The sequence below is a fragment of the Haladaptatus sp. SPP-AMP-3 genome (assembly GCF_049568665.1).
Classification (GTDB): domain Archaea; phylum Halobacteriota; class Halobacteria; order Halobacteriales; family Haladaptataceae; genus Haladaptatus; species Haladaptatus paucihalophilus.
On record NZ_CP145898.1, the window covers coordinates 1 to 24,621 of the forward strand.

Here is a 24,621-nt window from a genome sequence, read left to right on the forward strand (position 1 = left end):
ATGAAACGGGCCATCACACTGTGGAGCGAGTCCGGCGGGGTCGGCAAGACGACCATGGCGACCAACGTCTCCGCCGCGCTGGGCCGACAGGACGAGCGGGTTCTCGTCATCGACCTGGACCCCCAACTGGGAAGTCTGACCGACCACGTGGGCTATCAAGAGTTGAAAACCGGAGACCGCGACCATCTCGGGCACGTCCTGCTGGACGACGAAAAGGACATCCGCTCGCTCATCGTCGAAACGGAGGATTTCGACCTCGTGCCGTCCCACGAGGGACTCGCGAACATCGAGAGCGAGATGGCCGCGCGGAACACGTCGCTTCGGGAGTTCCAACTGCGGTCCGCGCTCAAATCCGTCGCCGGGGAGTACGATTACTTCATCATCGACCCGCCAGCGACGCTGAACGTCCTCGTGGACAACGCGCTCGTCGCGGCGCGAAACGTCCTCATTCCCATCGAACTCACCCGAAAAGGGAGTATCTCCATCGAAGGACTGGAGGACACCCTCGACAGCATGGAACGCGGGTTCAAGAAGTTCGACGATAGCTTCGAATTGGGAATCCTCGCCGTCGTCCCCAACGAAGTCGGCGATTCGAACATCTACCGCGATACGCGCGAGGAACTCGAAACGGACGGGAAACCGGTGACGCCGTTCGGTGTTCGAAAGCGCGACGTGCTGAAGGAAGCGTGGAAGAACCAGATGAACCTGTTCGAGTTCGCGGAAAGCGACGAAACCCGTGACCTCCGCGAGTACGAAGGCGATCTGCTCGCGAACTTCGAACAGTTGGCGCGAATCGTCCAACAGGGAACGGTCGACGCGGTGGAGGTCGAGGCATGACCAAGGACGACAGGTACGGCGCGACGGACGACGATTACAGCGACGACCTCGACGGCTACGGCACGGAAACCGTTACGACCGCGGATTCGAGCGGGGAGACCGAGACCTCGAAACCGAACGCCGCCGAGGCGGATGGCGCCGATTCGGCCGCGGATTCGACGAGCGCGAGTTCCGACCCGTTACCGTTCATTTTCGCGCGGCGAACCGTGAAAGCCGACCGGGACGCTGTTCCGGTGTACGTACAAGACCAAACGGCGACCGAAATCGACGAACTGGAACGGGACCTGAGTCAAACGTTCGATGGGGACAAGGTGATGGCCCTCGACGTGCGCGAAGCGCTCATCCGCGCGGGATTGGAGAACGTCGACGACGTGCGCCGAGTGATGGAAGAGTGGGGATACGGTCGGCGGTAACGGCGCTTTCTGCTTGCGGATATCTCGATATAAATCTGCTGAGATAGGCAGGAAGAATTCCGGATAGATTTCTGGGAAGATATTCGGGGAGAGCCCCAGACAAATAGCCAATTGGATAGTTGCGATAGCCAGACGGTAGTCGTGACAGAGTACCGAGCAACGATGGCGGATTGAATTGTGCAATTAGTGCAAAACCGTTAAGTCGGAGGGGTCCCTATCGTGGGATAGATGACGGACGAAATCAGCGAAATTAGGAAACAGAAACGTGAAGAGTTGATGAACGGACCGACGGAAGAAGACGAGGAGACCCCGAGAGAGCCGGTTCACGTCGAGAGCGAGTCGCACCTCGATGAGCTTACGAAGGCGAACGACGTCGTGTTGGTGGACTTCTACGCGGACTGGTGTGGTCCGTGCAAGATGCTTGAACCGGTGGTCAAAGCCGTGGCGAAGGAGACCGAAGCCGTCGTCGCCAAGGTGGACATCGACCAACACCAACTGCTCGCACAACAGAACGGCGTGCGCGGCGTTCCGACGCTCCAGTTGTACGCCGACGGTGAGATCGCAAAGCGGATGGTCGGGATGCAGGACCAGGCGACGTTGATGAACCTCGTCAACCAGTTCGCCTAAACGGGGTTCTTTATCCGACCGGTCACAACAGGAGAACGAGATGGGTTTTCACACGTTCGACCCCGAGAAGGCGGCAAAGCTCGAAGACGCAGGGCGGTATCGGTACGTCTCGCGCGAGGAGTTACTGGCGCGGCTCGACCTCGGTGCCGACGAAACCGTCGCCGACCTCGGGAGCGGGACCGGATTTTACACGGACGACGTCGCCGACTTCGGCGAGGCGGCGAACGTCGGCGTGTACGCGGTCGACATGCAGGACGCGATGCACGACTACTATCGAGAGAAGGGCGTCCCGGAGAACGTCGCGCTCGTGACGGCGACCATCGATGACCTTCCGTTCGACGACGACGAACTCGACGCCGCGTTCTCGACGATGACGTTCCACGAGTTCGCGAGCGAGGACGCGCTCGCGGAGGTCGGACGCATTCTTCGACCCGGCGGTCGATTGGTCGTCGCCGACTGGAGCGCCGACGGCCGCGGTGAAAGCGGACCCCCGGTCAACGAGCGCTACGACCTCGAAACGGCGCGCGAACTCCTCACCGCCGCCGGGTTCGAGGTGGAATCGGGACGCTCGCGTCCCGAGACGTTCGTGCTGGTCGCGCGGCGATAGGGCAACGGTAGGACGGCGAGCCGGTCCGATTTTTCACGCCATTAGTTCGATGGAACGCCGAACGGTCGCACCGATTTCGACGAAGTGACACAGCGGATTGCAGGGATGGACTACGGGATTTTCGAGAACGCTGACGAGCAATACAATAAGTCGTGTTACCATGTATCAATACATTATTTGAAAAACCTGCTAAAAATATACCACATGCCGATTCCGAACTACGGCGACAAGTACGATTCCCCGACGCTGTTCTCCGCTGCGGACGCCATCGGGGGACAGGGCGGCGACGCCGAGGTGGAGGTTCCGAAGGCCGTCATCATCACCTACCAACGCGATTTCTTCGAGGAGATACTCGCGGAGCGAACGGGCGACCCGATACCAATCGTTCGGGATTTCGAGGTGCATCCCATCGACGAAACGGTCGGCGTCGTCGGCGGGTTCAGTATCGGTGCGCCAGCGACGGGTACTGTCGCCGAGAACCTCATCGCGGCGGGCGCGGAAGCGCTCTGTATCGTCGGCGGGAGCGGGACGCTCCAGCGCTCGATAGAACCCACGGACGCGATAATCGCCGACGAGGCGATCCGGGACGAGGGCGTCTCGTATCACTATCTCCCGCCGGAATCCGAGGCCGAACCCTCGCCGGAACTCACCGACCGCCTCGAAGCGCGGTTCGAGGAGAGCGAGGTACCGACGCACCGCGGAACCACGTGGACGACGAGCGCGTTCTACCGCGAGACGGTGGCCGAAATCGAGGAGTACGCGGACGCGGGGGTCGTCAGCGTCGAGATGGAAGCGGCGGCCCTGTTCGCGGTCGCGGAGTACCGCGGCGTGGATGCGGCCGCAGTCTTCGACATCGGCGACCTGCTGACCGAGGAGGAGTGGGACCCCGGCACCGAGTACGAGAACGTACAGCCGAAACTCCTCGACCCGGCGATAGCGGCACTTCACGACCACCTCGATGCGGACGGTCGTGACGGCAACGGAGGTTCCCGATGACCGACGGTCACGGCCATGGCGGCCGGTGGTGGTAACGACAGGTCACGACGACGGGGGGCCGTGAGTACTCCGTGACTCGACTCGCTCGGCGTTCGATTCCCCGACAGGCATTAACACCGCCCGGTTGCATGGACGTGCATGGGAGATAACTCGGGAGAGCGAACCGGTGGCGGAGGCGAGCGGACCATCGAACGAGACGCGAAAAGCATCTGTCCCTTCTGCGGCGTCGGGTGCGGCGTTCGACCGGCGAAAACGGGCACGTCCGGGAAATCCGCACGGGGACGAGGGTGGCACGCGCCGGTGAACCGCCGCGGTGAACTCTGTCCGAAGGGGGTAGCCGCCTACGAAGTCGTCGGCCACGACGAGCGGTTGACCGAGCCACAGGTTCGTCGCGACGGGGAATTGGTGAGCGTTTCGTGGGACGAGGCGTTCTCCCGAATCGAAACCGAATTCGCCCGCATCGCGGACGAACACGGACCGGACGCGCTGGGGTTTTTCGCTTCCTCGGGGTGTACGAACGAGGAGGACTACCTGCTGCAAAAAATCGCTCGGACCCTCGGCACGAACAACGTGGACAACTGCGCTCGGCTCTGTCACTCCTCGACTGTCGCGGCGATGGCGAGTCGATTCGGTGCCGGTGCGATGACGAACACGCTTTCGGACCTCGGGGACGCCGACTGCTTTCTCATCTGTGGCTCGAACCCGGCCGAACAGCACCCGATAATCTTCAGTTCGTACCTCGCACCGGCCGCGAAAGGCGGGACGACGGTGGTTCAAATCGACCCGCGAACCAACCGAACGAGCGCCATCGCGGACCACCACTTGCCGGTCAAACCCGGCTACGACATCCCGCTGTTGAACGCGATGTGCGCCGTGATTTTTGAGGAAGGGTTGGAGGACGAGACGTTTCTCCGCGAACGCGTGTCCGAGGTCGCCGCGTTTCGGGAGTTCATCGCCGACGTTGACGTGAGCGCGTGTGCGGAACTCGCGGGCGTCGCGGAGGACGACCTCCGAGAGGCCGCGCGCGTCTACGCCACCGCGGACCGCGCCGCGGCGTTCACCGGCATGGGGATGAGCCAGCATCGCTACGGAACGACGAACGTCCACGCGCTTCTCAACCTCTCGCTGGTCACCGGAAACATCGGAAAGCGCGGTGCTGGCGTCAACCCGCTTCGCGGGAAGAACAACGTCCAAGGCGCGAGCGACGTCGGCTGTTTACCCGACGTGCTCCCGGGCTACCGCTCGGTCACGGACGAGGACGCCCGGACCGATATCGGAGACGTGTGGGGTGTCGAACCGCCGTCGAAACCCGGTCTGACGGAGGTCGAGATGACACACGAGTTCGGCGACGGGATTCGCGGCGCGTTCGTGTTCGGCGAGAACATCGCGGCGACCGAACCGAACGCGAGTCGAACGGCGCGAGAACTCGATTCGCTCGACTGCCTGGTGGTACAGGACATCTTCCCGACGAAGACGGTCGAACACGCGGACGTCGTACTCCCGGCGAGTTCGTGGGCGGAGAAGGAGGGAACCGTTACCAACACCGACCGGCAAGTACAGCGGATGCGCCCCGTCGCGTTCCCGCCGGGGAACGCGCGCGCCGATTTGGACGTCCTCCGGGAACTCGGTCGAAGGCTGATGCGGGCGACGGGAAACGAGGAAGCGACCGAAAACGAGGCGTCGGAAGGGGCCTTCGACTACGGCGGGGCGGCGGCCGTCTTCGAGGAGTTACGGCGGGTGACACCGCAGTACGCCGGGATGGGGTTCGCGGAAATAGGGGAGGGAAGTCAACGCTGGCCGTTACCGGAAGGAGCGAGCGAAGGAATCGGCGTCCTCCACCGGGAGACGTTCGCCAACGGACACCGACGCGTGCCGCTCGTCCCGGTCGAACTCGTGGAACCGGACGACGAGGACGAACTGGTGTTGACGACCGGACGCGTCGTCGAACATTTCAACAGCGGGGTCGTCACCCGACGATCCGACGTGTTGACGCGCCTTCGGAGCGCCGACGCGATGCAGATACACCCCGACGACGCGAGAGAACGGGGAATCGAGGACGGGGAAACGGTCGTCGTCGAGAGCGAGCACGGCCGGGTAGAGGCGAGTGCGGCGGTCACGCCGTCGATTCGTTCCGGCGTGGTGTTCCTGACGTTCCACTTCGCCGAACCGCTCGTCAACCGACTGACCGGCGACGAACTCGACCCCGAATCGAAGATTCCGACGTACAAACACGTTCCCGTGGCGGTCACGAAGGGAGTGTCCGGAGGAGAATGAGTGATGATAACAAGTGACGTTCTTAACCGTGCTCGGCACTAACCTATCGTGAATTCGGCTATCGAGCCGTGGTCCCCGGATGTCGTCGCCTCCGAATCGGAAAGCGGCGACGAGCACCGGGCGAAAGTTGGCGAGCAACGGCCGTGCGTTCGAGAGTCGAACGAAATATGAACAAACACGAATCAGACGACAAACACGAAACGGACGGGCAGTTGGCAGACGGGTACCGGATAAATGAGCAATCGATATACGAACAGCTGTATCGCGAGACGATTCCGTCGGTCGTGTCGGTGTACGTCACGCCGCGGGACGTGAACGGCCCGACGAGGAGCGGCGCGGGGTCGGGATTCATATACGACCACGACGACCAGCGGGAACCGGACGGGTACGTCGTCACGAACGGACACGTCGTCGGCGGTGTCGACGAGGTGGAGATCCGCTTCAGCGAGGGCGACTGGCGAACCGGACGCGTCGTCGGACGTGACGACGGGACTGATCTCGCCGTCGTCGAAGTCACCGACCTTCCGGCGTACGCCGAACCGCTCCCCGTCGCGGCCGATGCGCCGACGCCGGGACAGCGGGTCGCCGCGCTCGGGAACCCGATGGGGCTCGACGGAACGATTACGACGGGAATCGTCAGCGGGACGAATCGCTCGCTCCCCACCGGGAACGGCTTCACCATCCCCGACACCGTACAGACCGACGCCGCCATCAATCCCGGAAACAGCGGCGGACCACTCGTGACGCTGGACGGGGAAGTCGTCGGCGTCAACCGCGCTCGACAGGGGGACGGCATCGGCTTTGCCATCTCGGGAGCAATCGTCTCTCGGGTCGTACCGACGCTGATAGAAATCGGCCACTACCGCCACCCGTACCTCAAAATATCGACGGTGGACGTGTCGCCGCTGGTCGCCGAAGCGAACGAACTGTCGGAGACGCGGGGGGTGCTCGTCGTGGACGTGCGCCTCGGTCCGGCGAGCGGTGCCCTCGTGGGATGCGAATCGGTGCGAACGCTCCGCGGACGCGACGTCCCTGTCGGTGGAGATGTCATCGTCGGTATAAACGGACGAGCGGTGCGTTCGCACGAGGAGTTGATGCGCCACCTCCTCATCGAAACGCGACCGGGAGAGAAAGCCGAGGTCGAACTCGTCCGGGACGGACGACGGCTGTCGGAGACGGTCGTTCTCGGTGAGCGACCCAAAGCGCCCGGACGCGGCGGCATCAGCATCGGCGTGGAGTGACTCGAAAGTGTGACGGTGAGGAGACTCGCGGAAAACGGAGAACGGTAAAGTGGAGAACGGCAAGAAGGAAGGGGCGAAGAACGGGATGCGAAGAACAGCGGAAATGAAGGGGTTGAGCGGTGGTATACGGGAATCAAAACCCGGCATCGGAAAAACAACGGAAATTGTGGAGTTAATTCGACCGTGATGACGTTGCTGTGACAACGGAAACGGTGGTGTCAGGCGTGAGAACGTACGTTATCCTTCGTTCCTCGTACAACTTCGTTCCGCAGTCGACGTTCACTCTCATTCACCTCTCGTTCCTTGTTCACTCTCACTCCTCGCTCATTCTCACTCGCCTCTCGTGTACACCCCTTTCTCAGTCCTCGCGCTCGTCGAGCAGTGACTGATAGTACGGGCGGATACTTTCGTGGACGCCAGCGAGTTCGATGGTTTCTTCGAGGGCGCTCACGACGAGATGGAGGTCCTGTTTGAGCGCGTGCTCGCGGTACTTCCCGCCAGACATTCCCTCGTTTTTCTCGGTCGAAGAGATGACTCCGAGCATCGCGAGGTCGGCGAGGTGGTCGCGCATTCGCCTGCTCGTGAGCGCTTCGGTGCCGATGTGGTTACACAACTGCTCGTATCGAGGGCGGATGTCCCGCGAACGGGCGGGGGAGTCATCCTCCGCTTCGAGGGACGTGAGCGCGTAGAGGATGAGACGCGCGTGTTGGGTGAGGTCCGCGACGCCCTCCATGATTCGGTCGCGTTCGAGTTTCCGCCGTGCCTCTTGAACGTGATGGTCAACGACCTGTTCCGCCGCGTCCTTTCGCGCGAGGTCCCCCGCTTCCAGGAGCAAGTCCAGCGCCTGCCGCGCGTCACCGGCGTCTTGTGCACCGTACGCCGCACAGAGCGGAATCACGTCCTCTGCGAGCGCGCTCTCGTGGAACGCGACCTGTTCGCGCTGGCGAAGCACTTTCTGGAGTTCCGTCGCGTCGTACGGCGGAAACGAGACTTCCTTTTCACAGAGCGAGGAACGAACTTTCGCCGAGAGCGAATCGCGGAACGAGAGGTCGTTACTGATGCCGATGAGGCCGATTTTGGCGTGTTCGAGGTATCCATTACTTCGCGCGCGAGGAATTTGATAGAGAATCGAATTGTCGTTGATGTGGTCTACCTCGTCCAGCACGATGATGATGGTGCCGTTGAGTTCGTCGAGTTCGTCCCAGAGGAAGCTGTAGACCTGTGCTTGCGGATAGCCGGTGTTGCTGATCTGGTCAGCCGGGTCGCGGAGCGTGTTGACGAGCCGGACCGCGACCTGATAGCTCGAATTGAGACCGTCGCAGTTGATCTCGACGACGGAGAGGGTGATATCGTCGTACCGAGCGGCGTCTTCCTGCAGTTGGTTCAAAAGAAATCGCGTCGCGGCGGTCTTCCCGACCCCACTTTTCCCGTACAGAAAGATGTTCGACGGCGCTTCCCCGTTGATTATCGGTTGCAGTGCGGCGTGATACTCTTCGAGTTCGTCGTCCCGACCGACCAGATTGTTCGGCGTGTACTCCTCCAAAAGGGCGTCCCGATTTTTATAAAGGGAGTTATCCCGGTCGAAACTAAACGAGGCCATTACACAACGTATTCACGGACGAGTATATAAAACTGGGCCGTCCTTTGTTTCTTTTGTTCCGAACGTTTTAAGTGATTTCAAGATTTGTCCCGGTGCATCGTTTCCGTTGTCCGCGGGGCGGAGTAGTAACTTACGAGATTCGGTTACTTCGAGACGAAAAGCTGGAAAGGAGGAGTGAAAAGGCGACCACGGATGGGGAACGGAGAATCACGGAGTGCAAACACGTCGGAGAGGGGATGAGAAAGACAGCGGAAACGATGGGGTTGGAGGAAATGACGGGGTGAATATATTCGAGTAGAATCGAGGGAGAGATTGTTTAGCCGTAGAATTCACGTGTTTAGTTGGTGGCGAGGTGTTGAAAAGACGCGAGTTAGTTTATAAACGGACACCCACCCCATTGTTTCCGGAGTCTTTGGGAGAAGAGACGGTGGGGTGGGGGGAAGTGGTCTATAAAAAGCGGTACTTTTATTACCTATATCGTATAACCATATCCGTAGTGAAGAAAAAGAACAACTTGATAATTCTATTAAACTAGACTATAGTTCAAGCAACCATATCTCGCAAACCCGTTCTATCTGTTATTATCAACGGCATTATATTCCCCAACCGGTTTCCGAAGCGTTTCGAGGTGTTTCTTGACATGTTTTTCAGAAGCCGGTCCAGTGATAATCTACGGCTTGGGTACGTGATTTATTCTCCGAATTTTTCGATTTATATCCGCAGCTGAACTGCCTTATCAGCAACGCGGAACACTTTTCCTGCGACTTTCCCCGTCTTTTTAGTCCGTTCTCTGTACGGCAGAAACTCCTCTGTTTCCGCTGTTCACCACAGACGTTCATCCGTTGAGTGGGGCTGAACTTCCTCTCGTGATCGCCTCCCCCCACCCCCTCCCCCACCCTTTCCCACCAAAACAGCGGAAATCATGGGGTGGGTGTCCCCCTACCCATATTCTCATTCCGTTTGGTGGCATCGCACGTTTCATTCGTCCGACAGCGGAAATCGTGGGGTGTGTAGAACCGTGTACTTCGGTCGTAGACATGATTCTGTACTTCGATTCGGGTCGGCATCAGCAAGTGGACGATGGATATCCCAGACTGAACGGTACAGTAGAGATGGGATACAGTGCAGATGGTGATGTTTGCCATTCTGATAACATAACACGGTTCACTACTCACCTACTTCTTATCTGCTACTCATCCGTTACTCGCCTACCGCGAACGATAGTAACACGAGTTCCACAATACAGGTCGTGAGGAGAACAATACGGGTCACGAGGAGACGACGACTGTAGCGAGAATATACCAGTAATGATCGATCCACCAGAGCGACCGGTTCGCCGTAACGACCGGTTCAACAGTAACGTCTTGCCCGACAGTACCGACTGGTTCGTCGACGACGAGAAACCGATTTCACACCAGCGAGAAAACCCGACGACACGGCGGCTACAGCACCGACACAACATACGGCGATTTCATCGAAAACAGCGGAAATCGTGGGGTCGTTGAGTAATTCGACGGAGCGACGGAAACAGCGGAAATCACGGGGTCCTTTATAATCTCCTCGAAATAGTCCCGTCGCTGCTCGGGTGAGAAGACAGCGGAAATAGAGGAGTCGACCAGTCCCCGTGTGAGAAATCACTATCCATGAATTGGACACTCAGACGTCCCAGATATACTTTTCTTATATATTGTGGGGGAAATAATACCTCCCGAGTTTGGTCTATCGAGCGCGGAAACAACGGAAACAGTGGTGTGGTTATCGAAACCCAAACCTCGGCTCGCTCTCTCATCGGTCCGATCTACATCACCGTCTGGTCCCCATCGCCATCGAATCGAGACACCTCTCCAACGACACATTCGATGACTCGTGCTTGTAAGAGGAAGAGGAGGAAGGGGAGGAAGAGGAGGAAGGGGAGGAAGAGGAGGAAGAGTAGGTAGAAGGGGAGGTAGAAGAGGAAGGATTGTTATGGTCGTTCGGTAGAAACAGGCCGAATAACGGGATTCTTATTCGGTTTGTTCGACTTCGAGGATCCGTGCGTCACATCCTTCGCAGGTGGCGGCGACGACTTCCATCGACCGGCAGCAGGATTCGACGGTCTCCTGCTCCGCCGTAATAGTATCACCACATTCCGGGCAGGTGTCGAGGAAGATACGAAGACCGCTAAGGATGCGGCTTTGGTTGTCGACGGAGAGGTCGTCCCAGTGGTCGTATCGGTCGCTCAGTTCGCGGGCGGCCGCGAGGTCGGCGATCAGCGCGGGTCGAGATTCCCATTGGCCGAGTCGGCGGCCCTCGATTCGGGCGATGAAGGCGGAGTCGTGCTCTTCGAACTCCAACTCCGCTTCGTCCGCGCCAAGAATCCGACTCAAGTCCCGCTTTTCTGCACCGTCCGCCATGACGCGCTCCATGTTCTCGTGCCACGCCGAGCGGAACTCCTCGTCGAGACAGAGGTCGTCGATTTCGGCACAGGGTTCGACGACGTTCGCCTCGGAGAGGACGTCCTCCGGCTCGCGGTCCGTCGGTTCCGGTGTCGCGGTCGGCATTTCGTGCTTGTCGAACTTTCGAAGCAACCAGTCGGGGAAGTAGGTTTTCGTAAACCGCGGTGTTCCGGGGACGAGGTACCCGCGGAGATAAATCGCGGCCATGCTGAACGCGAAGAACGCGATTCCGAGCGGCATCGCTGGGAACGTCAGTATCGTACTGACGACGACGGCGATAGCGACGTTCACTATCGTACAGGGTGTACAGCGATTTTCACCCGTGTACTTCGGCTGTCGGAAGCGGTCGATGGTACGTGGGAGTTCAGTGCTCATTTCGTTCCAACCATTTTCCTTCATCACTATATATTTATTGTTGAACTTTCAGCCGGTATTAAAAAAGCGGACAACCAACGAAAGCAGAATGGATTCCCGACCCGAGTGAGTTCATCATTCATCGGAGTGAGGACGGTACAGAAAGTGAGGACGGTACTGGGAGCGAGATTGTAACAGAGGGAGCGAGATTGTAACAGGTTGTTTGCAGTAGGCGCGCGTAACTGCCGGTCGAATTGTCCCGTCCCGGCGGCCGACGGCGAGAATACGGGTTTCCGATTATCTGACGGGTTTCCGATTATCTGACGGGTTTCCGATTATCTGACGGGTTTCCGATTATCTGACGGGTTTCCGATTATCCGTCGAGTCTCGACTACCCGACCGACGGATCGGCGCGTTTGAGTCGAATCGTCACGATGCTCCCCATCGGCCGATTGGTACCGAAGTGTAGATCGCCTCCGAACTTACCGACGATCCAGTTCATCAGCCACAATCCGAGTCCGCTACCGTGTTGGAGGGCGGTTTCCCTCCCTTCGATGAGTACCGCCTGTTCTTCCTCCGGGATTCCCGGTCCGTCGTCCGCAACGACGATCTCTACCCACCGTTTCTCATCCTCCTCGACGGTCGTTACCGAAAGCGTCACGGTCGGCCGTTCGCGGTCGTTGTGTTTGATGGCGTTTTCGACGACCTCGTTGACCACCGTGTCGAGCGTTTTGTCGCCATATACCCACGCTCTCTCGGGAAGATCAGCGGAGAGTTCGACCGCAGGGTACGCTTCTCTGAGGTCCGAGCACGTCCGTTCGATGAGACTCGTGATTTCGATGGCGGCCCGCGTCCCGCTGGGTTCGTCGAGCGTCCGACCGACCTCGCGGGCCTTTTCGCTGACGTCTATCAGGTCCGTCGCCTTTCGTTTGATGATTTCGGCGCTTTCGGTCGCCTCGGGGACCGATTCTATGAGGTTGTCCGCGTGTCCGAGAACGACGTTGAGGTCGTTTCGGAGGTTGTGTCGGAGTATGCGGTTGAACACTTGGAGGCGTTGTTCACGACGGAGCAACTCCTGTCGCGTCCGAACGGAGTTGATGGCGTACGCGATGCTGTTGCCGAACTTCGAGAGGACGTGTCGCTCCGTCTCGTCGAACGCGTGCGGGTGAGAAGAATAGACGTTCAACACTCCGTAAAGTGTGCTTTCGTATCTGAGGGGTATCGTTGCCTTCGACCGATAGCCGCGCTTGCGGGCCTTCTGTTGCCACTCCTCGCCGGAGGAATCCGTGCCGATATTCTGTGTTATCTGCATCTGTCCCGTTTCGACGGCGCGTGCGAGCGGCGTGTAGTGGTATCCTTGCGAATCGGTGTGGAGTACGTTGTCGAGGTATCCCGCCTCGACTCCCGCGGAGACGCGGGGAACGATCCGTCCGTCGTCATCGGCTTTTCCGACCCAGGCGAAACGATACGATTCGGACGCTGCGAGTCGTTCGCAAACGGCCTCCTCTATCTCCCCACGGGTCGATGCTTCGAGCAGCGATTGGCTAATGCTCCAGATGAGTTCGTTGATAGCTATTTGGCGTCGAACCGTCTGTTCCGCACGTCGATGTGCGACCGCGTTTTCGACTCTGTTTGCGAGGGCGACGAACTGTCTCTTTCCGGTCCCTTTCCTGAGATAGTCGGTAATTCCAGCGGAAATCGCTTTACTCGCCGTTTTCTCGCTTCCTCCCCCCGTCATGAGGATGAAGGGCATTTCGGGTGCTCGCTCTCGCACCGCGTCGAGCAGTTCGAGGCCGTCCATCTCCGGCATCTCGTAGTCACTAACGACGCAATCGAACTGCTCCTGTTCGAGGCGGGCCAGAGCGTCCGTTGGGACGGTCTCCGTGCGAACGGTCACGTCTTCTATCTCCTGTTGGAGAATTTCCGACGCTATTGTTCCGAAGAACTCGTTGTCTTCGACGTGGAGCACCCGAATCGGGCGACCTTCCATTCTACACTACACGTCTCGTATGTGACCAATATATAACTTTGTCCTCGTCATCTTGGATACATTACATACTTCACGTATTTCGGTTTTCCCCTCTTTCGTTTCACATCTGTTGTCTGCTCGTTGCATGCCCATTTCGGTCCGGTCTACGTGTTCGGCTCTCCGCTGCGACTATCGAGCTACCGTTCTTCGGGCGGCTCGGGAACCCTCCCGAACTCTGGACGGGCGCCGTTCCCAGCGGCGGCCCATTCGACGGCATTCCCCAATATTCGCTGAATCTCGGGCTGTCGGTAAATCGGGTACGTTTCGTGGCCGGGTCGGAAGTAGAAGATGCGTCCCGACCCGCGGCGGTAGCAACACCCGCTTCGGAACACCTCTCCACCCTCGAACCAACTGACGAAGACGAGTTCGTCGGGGGCCGGAACGTCGAATCGTTCGCCGTACATCTCCGCGTTCGGAACGACGACTTTTTCGTCGATTCCGTCCGCGATGGGGTGCCCGGATTCCACGACCCACAGGCGCTCTCGCTCGCCCGATTCCCGCCACTTCAGGTCGCAACTCGTGCCCATCAACCGCTTGAAAATCTTCGAGAAGTGACCCGAATGGAGGACGATGAGCCCCATCCCGTCGAGGACGCGCCGTTGTACCCGCTCGACTACTTCGTCTTCCACTTTGTCGTGTGCTGTGTGCCCCCACCACGTGAGCACGTCCGTCTCGTCGAGCACCTCCTCCGTCAACCCGTGCTCGGGTTCGTCGAGCGTCGCCGTTTCGACAGCGAAACCTCGCTCCTCTAACGCTTCGGCGAGCACCGCGTGGATGCCGTCGGGATAGCACTCCTCGCTCGCTTCGTCTTCTCGCTCGTGCCGGAATTCGTTCCACACCGTGACGCGCGTGTCGTCCATGTCTCGTCTCTCACCGGCCGCTCGATTGGGTGTTTCGGACGGTCGCTTCCCCGAGACCACACCACACAGCGACGCGTATTCTCATACGACCACAACCACGCTTATCTTCGTCCCTGTCGGATTTGCGTCATGGACCCCAGAATCAGCATCGTCACGCTCGGCGTCGCCGACCTCGACGCGTCGGTTCGGTTCTACCGCGACGGACTCGAACTCCCGATGCAGGAGTCCGAGGACGACGCCGACATCGCTTTTTTCGAACTCGCCGGAACGTGGCTCGCGCTTTACCCGCGGACGGAACTCGCGGACGACGCGACCGTTTCGCCCGACGGAAGCGGTTTCGACGGCATCACGCTCGCCCACAACGTCGAATCGAGGGAGCGGGTCGATTCCGTCCTCGGCGACGCGGTTTCGGCGGGCGGTGACCTCGTAAAACCCGCGACGGAAACCGAGTGGGGCGGCTACTCCGGCTATTTTGCCGACCCGGACGGCCACCTCTGGGAGGTTGCGTGGAACCCCTACTGGGAGTTCGACGGGTAGGGTCGCCGTGCCGCTCCGAATTCACTCTTCGGAAACTTCGTCCTCCTCCCATCCTTCGCTGTATATTCGCTCGTCCGGGACGCCGATGTCGGCCAGTTTCTCCGTGGTTTCGACGACCATTCCCGGGACGCCACAGCAGTAGAAATCGGTCGCTTCGGGGTCCGGAACGACGTCCTCGATGTGCGCTTGGACGTGTCCCGTTCGGCCGCTCCAGTCCTCGTCCGAGAGCGAGTAGACCACGGTCAGGTTCTCGTGCTCCGCTTCGAGTTGGTCCAGCGTCTCGCGGTACATCACGTCCTCTTGCGTCTTTTCGCCGTAGAGGAAGGTAGCGTTGCCGCTTCCGTCTCGAAGGTACTGTTTCACCATCGCCATCATCGGCGTGATTCCGGTTCCAGTCGAGACGAAGGCAACGTCGGAATCGAGGTCTCGGAGAGAGAGGTTGCCGTCCAACTCCTCGATTTCGATGGTGTCTCCGGGTTCGCGGTCGTGCATGTACACCGAGGCGGTCCCGTCGTCGTAGCGCTTTATCGCCAACGTGATGCGGTTCGTCCCCGGCAACCCGGTCGCGGTGTACGGCCGGACGACCTCCTCGTCTTCCGTTTCTCCATCTCCACCCCCATCGCCGTCCCGTTCGAAGTGGAGGTGGGTGTGTTGGCCGGGTTCGTACTCGAACGCCTCGTCCGCGACGAGTTCGAACTGCTTGACTCGCGGCGTCATCCGATGTATCGACGTGATTTCGACCTCGCGCATGGCCGACGCTGACGGTATTCCTCTCCGTAAACGAACCGGCCGAATTACCGGACTGCCGGACTGCCGAACTACCGGACTGCCGGAACGCATAACCCGACGGAGTGCCTGGATATACCTCCATGAACACCGCCGACATCCCCGAAACGCTCCCTCATCATAAGCGAAAATCCATCGAGCGAGTACGAACGGTGAGCCGCCTCCTCGACGAGGCGTTTCGAATCCCCGGGACCCAGTTTCGCGTCGGTCTGGACCCCATTCTCGGCTTGCTTCCCGTCGGCGGCGACCTCGCGTCCGCACTCATCTCGCTCTACGTAGCGTTCGAAGGCTATCGAATGGACGTTCCGCGTCACGTGCTCGCGCGAATGCTCGCAAACGTCGCCATCGACACGTTCGCCGGGTCGGTTCCCGTTCTCGGCTCGATTTTCGACGCGGCGTGGAAGGCGAATCGGAAGAACCGGTCCCTCCTCGAACGACACGTCGAGCGTTACTGAGCGAATTCGAGCGTCACGGCCTCGGCTTCGAAGTCCTCGACGAACGACCCCGAACCGCCGACCGTCACTTCGCCGTCCTCGGTTTCGAGGACGAGCGCCGCTTCGACCGGGAACGCGTTCGACGCCGGTTCGAGCAGCGATTGGCGGACGTCGACGACGCCCCCTTCGACCGTCGTGGGGTCCGCCTCCTCGCCGACCGGCCGTCCCGTGACGCGCGCGGTGATGCTGTTTCCTTTCCTGAGGTGGAGCGTCGCCTGCAACACGGCGGAGCGGAAGTCGTCGAAAGTCTTCGGTAGCGCCACCGGTTCCGTCGCGTACACCTCGTTCGCCATGGGCCAGTAGTTGCCGAAGAACGACCCGACGAGGACCGGCACGAGCTGTTCCTGTGCGAACGTGATGGCCTGCTTGTCGCTGTTCGAGCGGACTATCATCTCCGTCGGAGCGACGAGGCCGAACTGCTTGTCCACCGTGAGCGTCGTCGGCATCGGTTCGCGCCACACGCGGACCGTGCTGGCCAGTCCCTCGAACTCCGTCTCGTCCACGTCGTCCCGGTGAACGCCGCTGAGGACGAGCAACACGAGCACCCCGCGCTCGAGCGCGCTTTCGAGTTCGCCCGCGACCTCGGGGAGGTGTTCGTAGGGAATCGAGAGCGTGACCTCTTCGTTCGCCGCCGCGAGCCGGTTTTGAATCCGCTTGATGACGGTGACGCGAGACTTGATGACCTCGAACTGGTCGGGTTCGCTGGTCGTCGCCGAGTATCGCTCGTCGAGGGCGGGCCGCATCGTCTCCACCCGGTCGGCGAGCGTGCCGATGACCCGCTCGGGCGGGTTGGCGCGAATCATGGTCGGGACGACGTGGTCGTTCACCTCCACGAACCCGCGTTCCGCCAACTTCTCGCTGGTGCTGTAGACGTACCGCTTCGACACCCCGGCATCGTCGGCGATGGTGCTGGCTTTGGCTTCACCCTGCTCGAGAATCGCGAGATACGTATCGACTTCCTTCTCCGAGAGACCGAACTGGCGGAGGAGTCCTGAGAGCGTACGGTCGTCCATTTCTTGACTCATGGTTTCTCGGGTATCTATTTACTTTCCCCGGTGGCTCGAACGACGACGACATCCGAAACGAGGAGTTCGGTCCCGGCGAGCGTTCCGCCGTCGTCTCGTCTCGCCGTTGGAATCCGCGTTCCCGTCACCAGGTCCTCGGCTTCGATTCGTTCGTCGATTCGAACCGGTTGCGGCCGTTCCGAGAAATTCAGCGCCACGACGACGCGTTCGGCGTCCGTCTCGCGGGCGAACGCGACGACCGCTTCCGAATCGCTCTCCCATTCGACCCGCTCGACCGTTCCGTCCCGAAGGACGGACAACTCGTCGCGGGTTTCGCACAGCGAGCGGTGGAAGGCCGTCAACTCGTCGTCGCCGTCGTCCCAGCGCATCCTGCCCCGGTATTCGGTCATGCCGCGCTCTTGCCCGTAGTACACCATCGGCGCGCCGGGGAGCGTAAACGTCGCCGCCGCCGCGGCTTTCAGCGCGTCGCGTCCGCACTCGTCGCGGTAGCGCGATTCGTCGTGGTTCTCGACGTACCTCAGATGGACCGCGCTGTCGGGGAACCCGACGCGTTTCGAATCCTCTAGCGCGTCGAAAACGGCGGATCCGGATTTTTCCCCCGTCCCGATTTCGCGCAGCGTACCGTACAGCGTCGTGTCGTAGTGCATCGTGAACTCGCCCTCGTGGTAGGCTGGGTCGCGGGGAATCGTCTCGTCAAGGAGCAGGAAATCGTCAGGCACGCGGTCTGCGACCTCCTTCCAGAACTCGTGGGGGACGCCCCACGCCACGTCGCATCGAAACCCGTCCACGAGTCCCGCCCACTCGTCCACCACGTCGAGCAGGAAGCGCCGGACCGCGAGCGAATCGAAGTTGAAGTTCGGAATCCGCTCCCAGTTGAAGTAGCGCTGGGCGTTCGCTTCTCCCGTTTCCCCTTCCCCCCAGACGTACCAATCTCGGTACTCGGGTACGCCCGCCGCGCTCATCTGGAACGCGGGGTGGTCGCGCGAGGAGTGGTTGATAACGAGGTCGAAGATGACGCGAATCCCGGCGTCGTGGCAGGCCGCGACGAAGGACTCGAACTCGGCGCGCGTGCCGAGGTCGTCCGCCGTCTCGAAGTAGTTCGTCGTGTGATAGCCGTGCGTCGTCGGACTCCCCAGAATCGGGGTCAACCACACGCAGTCCGTTCCGAGCCATTCGAGGTAGGGAACCCGGCGCTCCAGTTCCGAGAAGGTGGTATCGACCGTCTCACCCGCGAACGACCGGACGAAAATCTCGTACACCGTCGGCGACGCCGCCCACTCCGGCGGGTCGTTCGGTCGGTGGATTCGCGCCCGTGCGGTCCGATTTCGACCCGCTCCGTCGCCGCCGCGAATCTCCACGCGGTCGGCGACGCTGTGGCGCTCGCCGACCGCGACGGCGTGAACCCGTCGCCCGTCCCCTATCTCGTCGCGCGGGATTCGGACGGTTCGTCCGTCGCCTTCGACTCGACGAACGCGTTTCTCCCCGCTTGCGAGCGCGCTCCCGGCGCGCTCGCCGATGTAGAACTCCACGGCGAGTTCGTCGTCCGCGTAGTCGCTGTCGGGTGCGGCTTTCGCGTCGGCCGTGACGAGGACGTCTCCCGCCTCCCGCTCCGCGTCGAGACGAATTCGCGGCCGTCCCGGTCCCGGAACCGAGAGCGTCCCCCGAACCTGGTCGGTGAGGTCGTCGTTCAGCAGGAATCCGTAGGGGTGCTCCCCGGGCGGCAGTTTCGTCTCGTACACGTACGCCCCGTCCTCGTATGTCGGGCGGTCCCGTCCCACGAGTTGCTCGTTGAACGGTCCCATGATGCAGATGGACTCCAGTTCCTCGTGGGGTATCGGGAGGTCGGACAGCGGTAACTCGAACCGCGCGGTGCGGCGCACGTCGGGAAACGCGCGAACGAACCGTTCGCGCTCGCCGTCGGGCGCGGTGAGGCGAAGTCGATAGACGCCGGGAACGTCGGGCGCGAAGTGGACGACCGCATCGTCGCTGACGACCGCCGAACTTCCGTTCGGACGCGCTTCGACGGTCCAACTGTACTCCGAATCCACGTCCGGGTCCGGGTCGCGCGGTGCCAGTTCCACCGACTCGCCGACCGTGGTAAACCGCGGCGGGGCTACACTGTGCATGTGTTCCACGGCGCAGAGGAGGATTAACTATCTTGCGCTCCGACGATAATCTGTGAAGGATTATTTCACCAAGCCTTTTACCCTCGCTTCTCGTGGTGGTACCTGATGACGCTCCGTGACGCACTTTCCGATTTCAAACGTCACCGCGGGAACGCGACCCGTTTCCCCGGTGAACGCCGGACGACCGCGGGCCGGTTCTCCGGTCTCGACGGTCGTCTCGTCCACGTCGGCCCGCACGGGTCGCTCCGCGACTACTCCTACCCGCTCTCCGGCCGCTACGGTATCGACCGCTCTCGGTTCGGCGTTCGGCGGAACGGCGAACTCGTCTGGTTCGACTCGCTCGCCTCGACGCAGTGTTACGACGACGGCACCGCCCTCGTCGTCACCGAACACGAGGCAGAAGACTGGTCGCTCACCCAGTACGACCTGACGCTCGACGACGCTCACCTCACGCGTTTCGTCGGGAGTGGAGAGACGCCCGACGACGCCGAACTCGTCGCCTACCTCGGGTTCGCACCCGACGGCCGCGACGACAGAATCGGCCAACTCCGCCACGGCGACGCGGTCGAGGTGTTTCACACCAGGGAACACGACTACCTCGCCGCGGCACCCCGGCCGAGCGCAATCGACGGTCTCGTTCCCGCGAACTTCGAAACCCTCCTCTCGGACCGCCCGCAGGAGGTCCCCCCGGTGGGCGACGCCGGTCGATACGAGGAGAGCAGACTCAGCGGCGAACTCGTCGTCTCGCTCGCGCTCGACGGGGGTGCCACGCTCGTCTCGTTGCTCGCCGACCACGGCGAAACGCCGCGCGACGACGCACTCGACCGGACTCGGCAACTCGCGTCGAAGTACGACTCGACCGAAGCGCTTCGCGCCGCCGCCGAGAAACGGTCCCCGGAACGGTCCCCCGACGCTACGCTCGACACGCCGACGGCGACCGCCGTCACCGACGATTTGCGCGTTCTCTCGTTCCTCTCGGCCGATACCGGCGCGCGCATCGCCGGGCCGGATTTCGACCCGTTCTACCGTTACTCCGGCGGCTACGGCTACACGTGGTTCCGCGACGACGCGGAAATCTCGCGGTTCCTGCTCGCCGCTGACGGCCACTTCGACCTCTCCCTGTCGGACTGGCACGCCCGAAGCGCGCGCCTCTACTGCGAAACGCAACGCGACGACGGGACGTGGCCCCACCGCGTCTGGCCCCGCGACGGAACCATCGCACCCGGGTGGGCGAACGCCCGCGTCGAGGCGGGTGACGGGGCGGATTATCAGGCCGACCAGACGGGGAGCGTCATCGCGTTCCTCGCTACCTACCTCCGAACGCGGACCCTCGATGCGGACCTCGAATCGACGGTTCAGGAGACGCTCCGAGCGGCGCTCGACGGTCTCGACGACACGCTCGAAGCCGACGGCTTGCCGGTCCACTGCCAGAACGCGTGGGAGAACATGACCGGACGGTTCGCCCACACCGCCGCGACGTACCTCGAAGCGTACGCCGCGCTCGCCCGCGCACCGGTGGCCGACGACCTACGGGACCGCGCGTTGGACGGCGCGAACGCGGTCCTCGACGGACTGGACGAACTGTGGACGGGCGAGTTCTACGCGCTTCGACTCGTCGACGGCGAACGCGACGAACGACTGGATTCCAGCGCGCTGGCACTCGCGGCCGCACACCACGCTGCCGCGGCGGTCGTCTCCCTCGACGCGGAACAGGTGGACCGCATCGTCTCCCACACCGAAACCGTCCTCGACGGCCTCTGGCGCGACCCGGACGAGAGCGATATCCGCGGCCTCGCCCGGTTCGAGGGCGACGACTGGCGGGTCCGCGAACAGGACGAACCCAAAATATGGACGGTTTCGACGGCGTGGGGCGCCAACGCCGCGAGCGAACTGGCCGACCTGCTTTCGGCGCGCGACGACCGACGCGCCGAGGCGTTCTCGCGTCGGTCGCGCGACCTGCTCGCGCTTCTCCTGCCGGACGGACCGCTCTGTGCGAACAGCGGTTACCTCCCGGAACAGTTCTTCGACGCGGGCGCGGCCGACAGCGCCACGCCGCTCGGATGGCCCCACGCGATTCGACTGGCGACGGTCGCGGCGCTGGACGAACGGGACGCGTTAGAATCCCAAGAAGTGAAATCGTCGCTGGACTGAAATCGGTGTCTGTAGGGCGATTTTGGCGTTTGTGGCAGTCTAAACGCTGGATAGAGCCACTACTGACGTGGGTTTGCTGCTCGCTCCATCCACAATCCCATCACAAGAACAGTGTACGGTTTTCGCTGTCGACGGCGGCGTCGCACTCGTTACGACAGGTACACGTCGTACACTTTGATTGCGGTTGCAACCGTTAATGCGGCGACAACACCGATGACCAATGATTTTATCATCATCATCGTGATCATAGCAACGATGACCAATATTGTGATTGGGAATGCAGCCACAGGGTGATCTCCAGGAATATTATATGTTTTATATATCAGAACACCCGCTCCAATACCGGCAGCAAGTACTAGCCAGTTCAGGTATAGGTCATTCATATACCAAAAATACATTGCCACTATCGCCATCAGGAGAAACCCAGCAGCGTCTTGCCATCCTTCAGTGCGCAGAGAATTCATATTCGTGATAGATTGCAGTATATTTTTGATAGTATAATACGCTTCTTGTTACGCGATTCTACCGTGGCAGACCAGATGGAAATCAACCGTCTCGACCGCGCTAATACCTACGAACGGCTAGTTGACCCCCTCCGAAAATCGCGGATGCTCCCGGATTCGAACCTCAGACCGACGCTTTTGCTGTTTCTTTCTCGCTTCGGATGACCCCACCACTCTCGCCGTCGAAGACGTGCACGTCGTCCTCCGCGAACGTGACCCGAATCGTCTCGCCGGGTGCCGGTTCGACGTCGGAATCGACCCGCGCGATGAAGTCCTCGGCCGCGTCGAGGTAGAGGTAGTTGTCGCTTCCGATGGGTTCGACGACCTCCACGGTAGTCGTGAGGACGTTTTCGTCCCGCTCGCTCGCGGGGAAGATGTCCTCCGGGCGGATGCCGACGGTGAACGCCCCGTCCACGTCCCGGATTCGGTCGGCGAACGACGACGGAAGTTTGCAGGAGAACGAGCCGTCGCGGTCCGTGAGGACGACGTTCCCGCCCTCGCGCGTCGCGTCGACGTCGATGAAGTTCATGCTCGGCGAGCCGATGAAGCCGCCGACGAAGCGGTTCGTCGGCCGGTCGTACACGTCGGTCGGCGCGCCCATCTGCTGGAGTTCGCCGTCGCGGAGGATGACGATTCGGTCGCCCATCGTCATCGCCTCCTCTTGGTCGTGCGTGACGTACACCGACGTAATGCCGAGTTCCTGCTGGATGCGCTGGATTTCGGTGCGCATCGTGGTCCTGAGTTTGGCGTCGAGGTTCGACAGCGGCTCGTCGAAGAGAAAGATGTCGGGCTCGCGGACGATGGCGCGGCCGAGCGCGACGCGCTGTTTCTGCCCGCCGGATAACTCGTCGGGTTTGTCCGAGAGCAGGTCCTCGATTCCCATCATCTCGGCGGCCTCGTACACCCGTTCGTGCCGTTCCTCCTTCGAAAGGTCGGTGCTCATCCGGAGGCCGAAGCCCATGTTCTCCTCGACGGTCTTGTGCGGGTAGAGCGCGTAGTTCTGGAACACCATCGCAACGTCGCGGTTTTTCGCGTGGACGTCCGTCACGTCCTCGTCGCCGATGTAGATGTGACCGCTGGTGGCGCTTTCCAGTCCGGCTATCATGCGGAGCGTCGTCGTCTTCCCGCACCCGGACGGGCCGACCAGCGTGACGAACTCCCCGTCCTCGATGTCGAGGCTGAGGTCGTCCACCGCGACGATCTGCCCGCGGTCGAACTCCTTTCTGAGGGTCTCCAGTCGAAGCTTTGCCATTACCTCGTGTGGTGTCGTACCACGGTAAAGTTCTTTCCCATCGCGCCAAATCTGTGATGGGATATTTCACACCACTTTTAGGCGGCAAAATCAACCGCCTAACCGTCCCTCTCTAATATGTCGATTCAAAAACGACACGAAAATCCCTAACGGTTAAATACGTGAAGTCATATTTCATAACGGATAACTCATGTCGTACCCACGGCGGAAATTCCTACAGACAGGCGGTGCACTGGCCGGTATCACCCTCGCGGGTTGTATCAGCGTGAACGACGACGACAAGGACGCGAGCGGCGAGAAAACGTCGAACGGCGACGGAGATGGTGGCGACGATAACGGCGGGAACGACCAGACGAACGGCGGGACCGCACGGCTCTGGCACTCGCGCCCGAAGGGACCGAAAAAGAGTCTCGAAGCGAACGTCAAGGCCTTCCACGAGAAGACCGGCGACTCGATACAACTCTCCGAAATCTCGGACCTGCAGAAGACCATCGAGAACAAACTCCCCGCCGGCAAGGGTCCCCACATGTTCCAGTGGGCCCACGATTGGGTCGGCGAGTACCAACTCGCCGGGTTCCTCTCGGACCAGAGTGACGAGCTTTCGGTCGACCCAGAATCGACGTACACCAGCGCGGCGGCACGGGCGGTCCAGTTCAACGGCGAGACGCTCGGCCTGCCGTACGCCGCGGAGACGGTCGCGCTGCTCTACAACAAGGACATGGTGGACGAACCGCCCGAGACGGTGAGCGAGATGCAGTCCATCATGGACGAGCACCACGACCCGGCGAACGGGAAGTACGGCCTCTCGTTCCCCATCGACCCCTACTTCATCAGCGGCTACGCGCAAGCGTTCGGCGGCTTCTACTACGACGAGAAGAAGGACGAACTCGGTCTCACGAAATCGGAGACGCTCAAAGGCTTCCGGCTCGTGCGCGACGAGCTGGCGAAATACTCGCCGAAAGACCAGAAGTACGACCCGCAGGCCGCCGTGTTCAACGAGGGCAACGCCCCGTTCGCCATCAACGGCCCGTGGTACCTCGGCACCGTCCGGGACGCCGGTCTGGACGTCGGCGTCGCCCCGCTGCCCAAACCCAAGGGCGGCGAGCCCAAACCGTACACCGGCGTCAAGATGTGGTACTTCGCTAAGAAGATGAACGGGGACGGCAAGAACGCCGCGGCCGGTCGGAAGTTCGCCGAGTGGCACACCACGAATACCGACCTCCTCCTCGGTCTCGCCGAGGACCACGGCTTCATCCCGGTTCACAAGGACCTCGCGGGAAGCGACGACCTCCCGGCGGCGGTCAAAGGCTTCTCCGAGTCCGTCGGCATGGGTTCACCCATGCCGACCGCCCCGCACATGAACAAGGTGTGGGACCCGGTGAAAAACGCCTTCCTCAAGGTGCTCAAGGGCAAGCAGGACGCTAAACCGGCCTTCGAAGAGGCGGAAACGACCATCAAGCAGAACTGGGAATAA

At 61.2% G+C, this 24,621-nt stretch carries 22 protein-coding genes; 12 read left to right on the forward strand and 10 right to left on the reverse strand.

Annotated elements, in window-relative coordinates:
* From V5735_RS16635 to V5735_RS16650, 4 genes are all read left to right on the forward strand, one after another.
* Window positions 1–837 (forward strand): ParA family protein, encoded by an 837-nt coding sequence (locus V5735_RS16635; protein WP_007978104.1) that lies wholly within the window; start codon window positions 1–3, stop codon window positions 835–837.
* Complete coding sequence (locus V5735_RS16640; protein ID WP_423746231.1) at window positions 834–1,250, forward strand: hypothetical protein; 417 nt, start codon at window positions 834–836, stop codon at window positions 1,248–1,250. Before V5735_RS16635 ends, V5735_RS16640 begins: the two co-directional genes overlap by 4 nt.
* Before the next feature lie 228 nt (window positions 1,251–1,478).
* Window positions 1,479–1,877: a thioredoxin gene (trxA, locus tag V5735_RS16645; RefSeq protein ID WP_423746232.1), complete on the forward strand. Its 399-nt coding sequence runs from the start codon at window positions 1,479–1,481 to the stop codon at window positions 1,875–1,877.
* A 40-nt stretch (window positions 1,878–1,917) separates the two neighbouring features.
* Window positions 1,918–2,484: a class I SAM-dependent methyltransferase gene (locus V5735_RS16650; RefSeq protein ID WP_423746233.1), complete on the forward strand. Its 567-nt coding sequence runs from the start codon at window positions 1,918–1,920 to the stop codon at window positions 2,482–2,484.
* 33 nt (window positions 2,485–2,517) lie between these two features.
* Here the strand turns inward: V5735_RS16650 and V5735_RS16655 are convergent, their stop codons facing one another.
* Complete coding sequence (locus V5735_RS16655; RefSeq protein ID WP_423746234.1) at window positions 2,518–2,646, reverse strand: hypothetical protein; 129 nt, start codon at window positions 2,644–2,646, stop codon at window positions 2,518–2,520.
* Between the two features lie 42 nt (window positions 2,647–2,688).
* Between V5735_RS16655 and V5735_RS16660 the strand changes: the two genes are divergently transcribed.
* The 4 genes from V5735_RS16660 to V5735_RS16675 all read left to right on the forward strand — a co-directional run bounded on the left by V5735_RS16660 (window position 2,689) and on the right by V5735_RS16675 (window position 7,182).
* Window positions 2,689–3,480 carry a nucleoside phosphorylase gene (locus tag V5735_RS16660; protein ID WP_423746235.1) on the forward strand — a complete coding sequence of 264 codons (792 nt, stop codon included), beginning with the start codon at window positions 2,689–2,691 and terminating at the stop codon, window positions 3,478–3,480.
* A gap of 138 nt (window positions 3,481–3,618) precedes the next feature.
* On the forward strand, window positions 3,619–5,754 hold the full coding sequence (locus V5735_RS16665) for a molybdopterin oxidoreductase family protein (protein WP_423746236.1): 2,136 nt from the start codon (window positions 3,619–3,621) through the stop codon (window positions 5,752–5,754).
* Between the two features lie 167 nt (window positions 5,755–5,921).
* Entirely contained in the window at window positions 5,922–6,995 is a 1,074-nt protein-coding gene (locus V5735_RS16670) for a S1C family serine protease (RefSeq protein ID WP_423746237.1), read from the forward strand.
* A 49-nt stretch (window positions 6,996–7,044) separates the two neighbouring features.
* A complete protein-coding gene (locus tag V5735_RS16675) occupies window positions 7,045–7,182 on the forward strand; it encodes a hypothetical protein (RefSeq protein WP_423746238.1) in 138 nt (45 codons plus the stop codon).
* Between the two features lie 171 nt (window positions 7,183–7,353).
* On the opposite strand, the gene V5735_RS16680 is transcribed toward V5735_RS16675, so the two are convergent.
* The 4 genes from V5735_RS16680 to V5735_RS16695 form a co-directional block, all read right to left on the reverse strand.
* Window positions 7,354–8,595, reverse strand: a complete 1,242-nt coding sequence (locus tag V5735_RS16680) for an orc1/cdc6 family replication initiation protein (protein WP_423746239.1) — start codon at window positions 8,593–8,595, stop codon at window positions 7,354–7,356.
* A gap of 2,003 nt (window positions 8,596–10,598) precedes the next feature.
* Entirely contained in the window at window positions 10,599–11,405 is an 807-nt protein-coding gene (locus V5735_RS16685; protein WP_423746240.1) for a hypothetical protein, read from the reverse strand.
* Window positions 11,406–11,775: 370 nt separating this feature from the next.
* Complete coding sequence (locus V5735_RS16690) at window positions 11,776–13,374, reverse strand: response regulator (RefSeq protein WP_423746241.1); 1,599 nt, start codon at window positions 13,372–13,374, stop codon at window positions 11,776–11,778.
* Window positions 13,375–13,550: 176 nt separating this feature from the next.
* On the reverse strand, window positions 13,551–14,273 hold the full coding sequence (locus V5735_RS16695) for a ThuA domain-containing protein (protein ID WP_423746242.1): 723 nt from the start codon (window positions 14,271–14,273) through the stop codon (window positions 13,551–13,553).
* Window positions 14,274–14,402: 129 nt separating this feature from the next.
* On the opposite strand from V5735_RS16695, the gene V5735_RS16700 reads away from it, so the two are divergent.
* Window positions 14,403–14,810, forward strand: a complete 408-nt coding sequence (locus V5735_RS16700; RefSeq protein ID WP_423746243.1) for a VOC family protein — start codon at window positions 14,403–14,405, stop codon at window positions 14,808–14,810.
* Between the two features lie 21 nt (window positions 14,811–14,831).
* Here the strand turns inward: V5735_RS16700 and V5735_RS16705 are convergent, their stop codons facing one another.
* Window positions 14,832–15,560, reverse strand: a complete 729-nt coding sequence (locus V5735_RS16705) for a ferredoxin--NADP reductase (RefSeq protein ID WP_423746244.1) — start codon at window positions 15,558–15,560, stop codon at window positions 14,832–14,834.
* 119 nt (window positions 15,561–15,679) lie between these two features.
* Between V5735_RS16705 and V5735_RS16710 the strand changes: the two genes are divergently transcribed.
* Window positions 15,680–16,051, forward strand: a complete 372-nt coding sequence (locus tag V5735_RS16710; protein ID WP_423746245.1) for a DUF4112 domain-containing protein — start codon at window positions 15,680–15,682, stop codon at window positions 16,049–16,051.
* On the opposite strand, the gene V5735_RS16715 is transcribed toward V5735_RS16710, so the two are convergent.
* Window positions 16,045–17,103 carry a TrmB family transcriptional regulator gene (locus V5735_RS16715; RefSeq protein ID WP_423746397.1) on the reverse strand — a complete coding sequence of 353 codons (1,059 nt, stop codon included), beginning with the start codon at window positions 17,101–17,103 and terminating at the stop codon, window positions 16,045–16,047. The genes V5735_RS16710 and V5735_RS16715 overlap by 7 nt on opposite strands.
* Before the next feature lie 26 nt (window positions 17,104–17,129).
* On the reverse strand, window positions 17,130–19,241 hold the full coding sequence (locus V5735_RS16720; protein WP_423746246.1) for an alpha-amylase family glycosyl hydrolase: 2,112 nt from the start codon (window positions 19,239–19,241) through the stop codon (window positions 17,130–17,132).
* Between the two features lie 105 nt (window positions 19,242–19,346).
* On the opposite strand from V5735_RS16720, the gene V5735_RS16725 reads away from it, so the two are divergent.
* Entirely contained in the window at window positions 19,347–21,392 is a 2,046-nt protein-coding gene (locus tag V5735_RS16725; protein WP_423746247.1) for a glycoside hydrolase family 15 protein, read from the forward strand.
* Between the two features lie 149 nt (window positions 21,393–21,541).
* On the opposite strand, the gene V5735_RS16730 is transcribed toward V5735_RS16725, so the two are convergent.
* Complete coding sequence (locus V5735_RS16730; protein WP_423746248.1) at window positions 21,542–21,856, reverse strand: hypothetical protein; 315 nt, start codon at window positions 21,854–21,856, stop codon at window positions 21,542–21,544.
* Between the two features lie 163 nt (window positions 21,857–22,019).
* On the reverse strand, window positions 22,020–23,147 hold the full coding sequence (locus V5735_RS16735; protein ID WP_423746249.1) for an ABC transporter ATP-binding protein: 1,128 nt from the start codon (window positions 23,145–23,147) through the stop codon (window positions 22,020–22,022).
* Window positions 23,148–23,337: 190 nt separating this feature from the next.
* On the opposite strand from V5735_RS16735, the gene V5735_RS16740 reads away from it, so the two are divergent.
* Window positions 23,338–24,621 (forward strand): extracellular solute-binding protein, encoded by a 1,284-nt coding sequence (locus V5735_RS16740; RefSeq protein ID WP_423746250.1) that lies wholly within the window; start codon window positions 23,338–23,340, stop codon window positions 24,619–24,621.

Excerpts from the sequence above, each read along its gene's own strand:
- V5735_RS16635 (WP_007978104.1), top strand. The coding sequence starts at position 1 with ATGAAACGGGCCATCACACTGTGGAGCGAGTCCGGCGGGGTCGGCAAG.
- V5735_RS16640 (WP_423746231.1), top strand. The coding sequence starts at position 834 with ATGACCAAGGACGACAGGTACGGCGCGACGGACGACGATTACAGCGAC.
- trxA (WP_423746232.1), top strand. The coding sequence starts at position 1,479 with ATGACGGACGAAATCAGCGAAATTAGGAAACAGAAACGTGAAGAGTTG.
- V5735_RS16650 (WP_423746233.1), top strand. The coding sequence starts at position 1,918 with ATGGGTTTTCACACGTTCGACCCCGAGAAGGCGGCAAAGCTCGAAGAC.
- V5735_RS16655 (WP_423746234.1), bottom strand. The coding sequence starts at position 2,646 with ATGGTAACACGACTTATTGTATTGCTCGTCAGCGTTCTCGAAAATCCC.
- V5735_RS16660 (WP_423746235.1), top strand. The coding sequence starts at position 2,689 with ATGCCGATTCCGAACTACGGCGACAAGTACGATTCCCCGACGCTGTTC.
- V5735_RS16665 (WP_423746236.1), top strand. The coding sequence starts at position 3,619 with ATGGGAGATAACTCGGGAGAGCGAACCGGTGGCGGAGGCGAGCGGACC.
- V5735_RS16670 (WP_423746237.1), top strand. The coding sequence starts at position 5,922 with ATGAACAAACACGAATCAGACGACAAACACGAAACGGACGGGCAGTTG.
- V5735_RS16680 (WP_423746239.1), bottom strand. The coding sequence starts at position 8,595 with ATGGCCTCGTTTAGTTTCGACCGGGATAACTCCCTTTATAAAAATCGG.
- V5735_RS16685 (WP_423746240.1), bottom strand. The coding sequence starts at position 11,405 with ATGAGCACTGAACTCCCACGTACCATCGACCGCTTCCGACAGCCGAAG.
- V5735_RS16690 (WP_423746241.1), bottom strand. The coding sequence starts at position 13,374 with ATGGAAGGTCGCCCGATTCGGGTGCTCCACGTCGAAGACAACGAGTTC.
- V5735_RS16695 (WP_423746242.1), bottom strand. The coding sequence starts at position 14,273 with ATGGACGACACGCGCGTCACGGTGTGGAACGAATTCCGGCACGAGCGA.
- V5735_RS16700 (WP_423746243.1), top strand. The coding sequence starts at position 14,403 with ATGGACCCCAGAATCAGCATCGTCACGCTCGGCGTCGCCGACCTCGAC.
- V5735_RS16705 (WP_423746244.1), bottom strand. The coding sequence starts at position 15,560 with ATGCGCGAGGTCGAAATCACGTCGATACATCGGATGACGCCGCGAGTC.
- V5735_RS16710 (WP_423746245.1), top strand. The coding sequence starts at position 15,680 with ATGAACACCGCCGACATCCCCGAAACGCTCCCTCATCATAAGCGAAAA.
- V5735_RS16715 (WP_423746397.1), bottom strand. The coding sequence starts at position 17,103 with ATGGACGACCGTACGCTCTCAGGACTCCTCCGCCAGTTCGGTCTCTCG.
- V5735_RS16720 (WP_423746246.1), bottom strand. The coding sequence starts at position 19,241 with ATGCACAGTGTAGCCCCGCCGCGGTTTACCACGGTCGGCGAGTCGGTG.
- V5735_RS16725 (WP_423746247.1), top strand. The coding sequence starts at position 19,347 with ATGACGCTCCGTGACGCACTTTCCGATTTCAAACGTCACCGCGGGAAC.
- V5735_RS16730 (WP_423746248.1), bottom strand. The coding sequence starts at position 21,856 with ATGAATTCTCTGCGCACTGAAGGATGGCAAGACGCTGCTGGGTTTCTC.
- V5735_RS16735 (WP_423746249.1), bottom strand. The coding sequence starts at position 23,147 with ATGGCAAAGCTTCGACTGGAGACCCTCAGAAAGGAGTTCGACCGCGGG.
- V5735_RS16740 (WP_423746250.1), top strand. The coding sequence starts at position 23,338 with ATGTCGTACCCACGGCGGAAATTCCTACAGACAGGCGGTGCACTGGCC.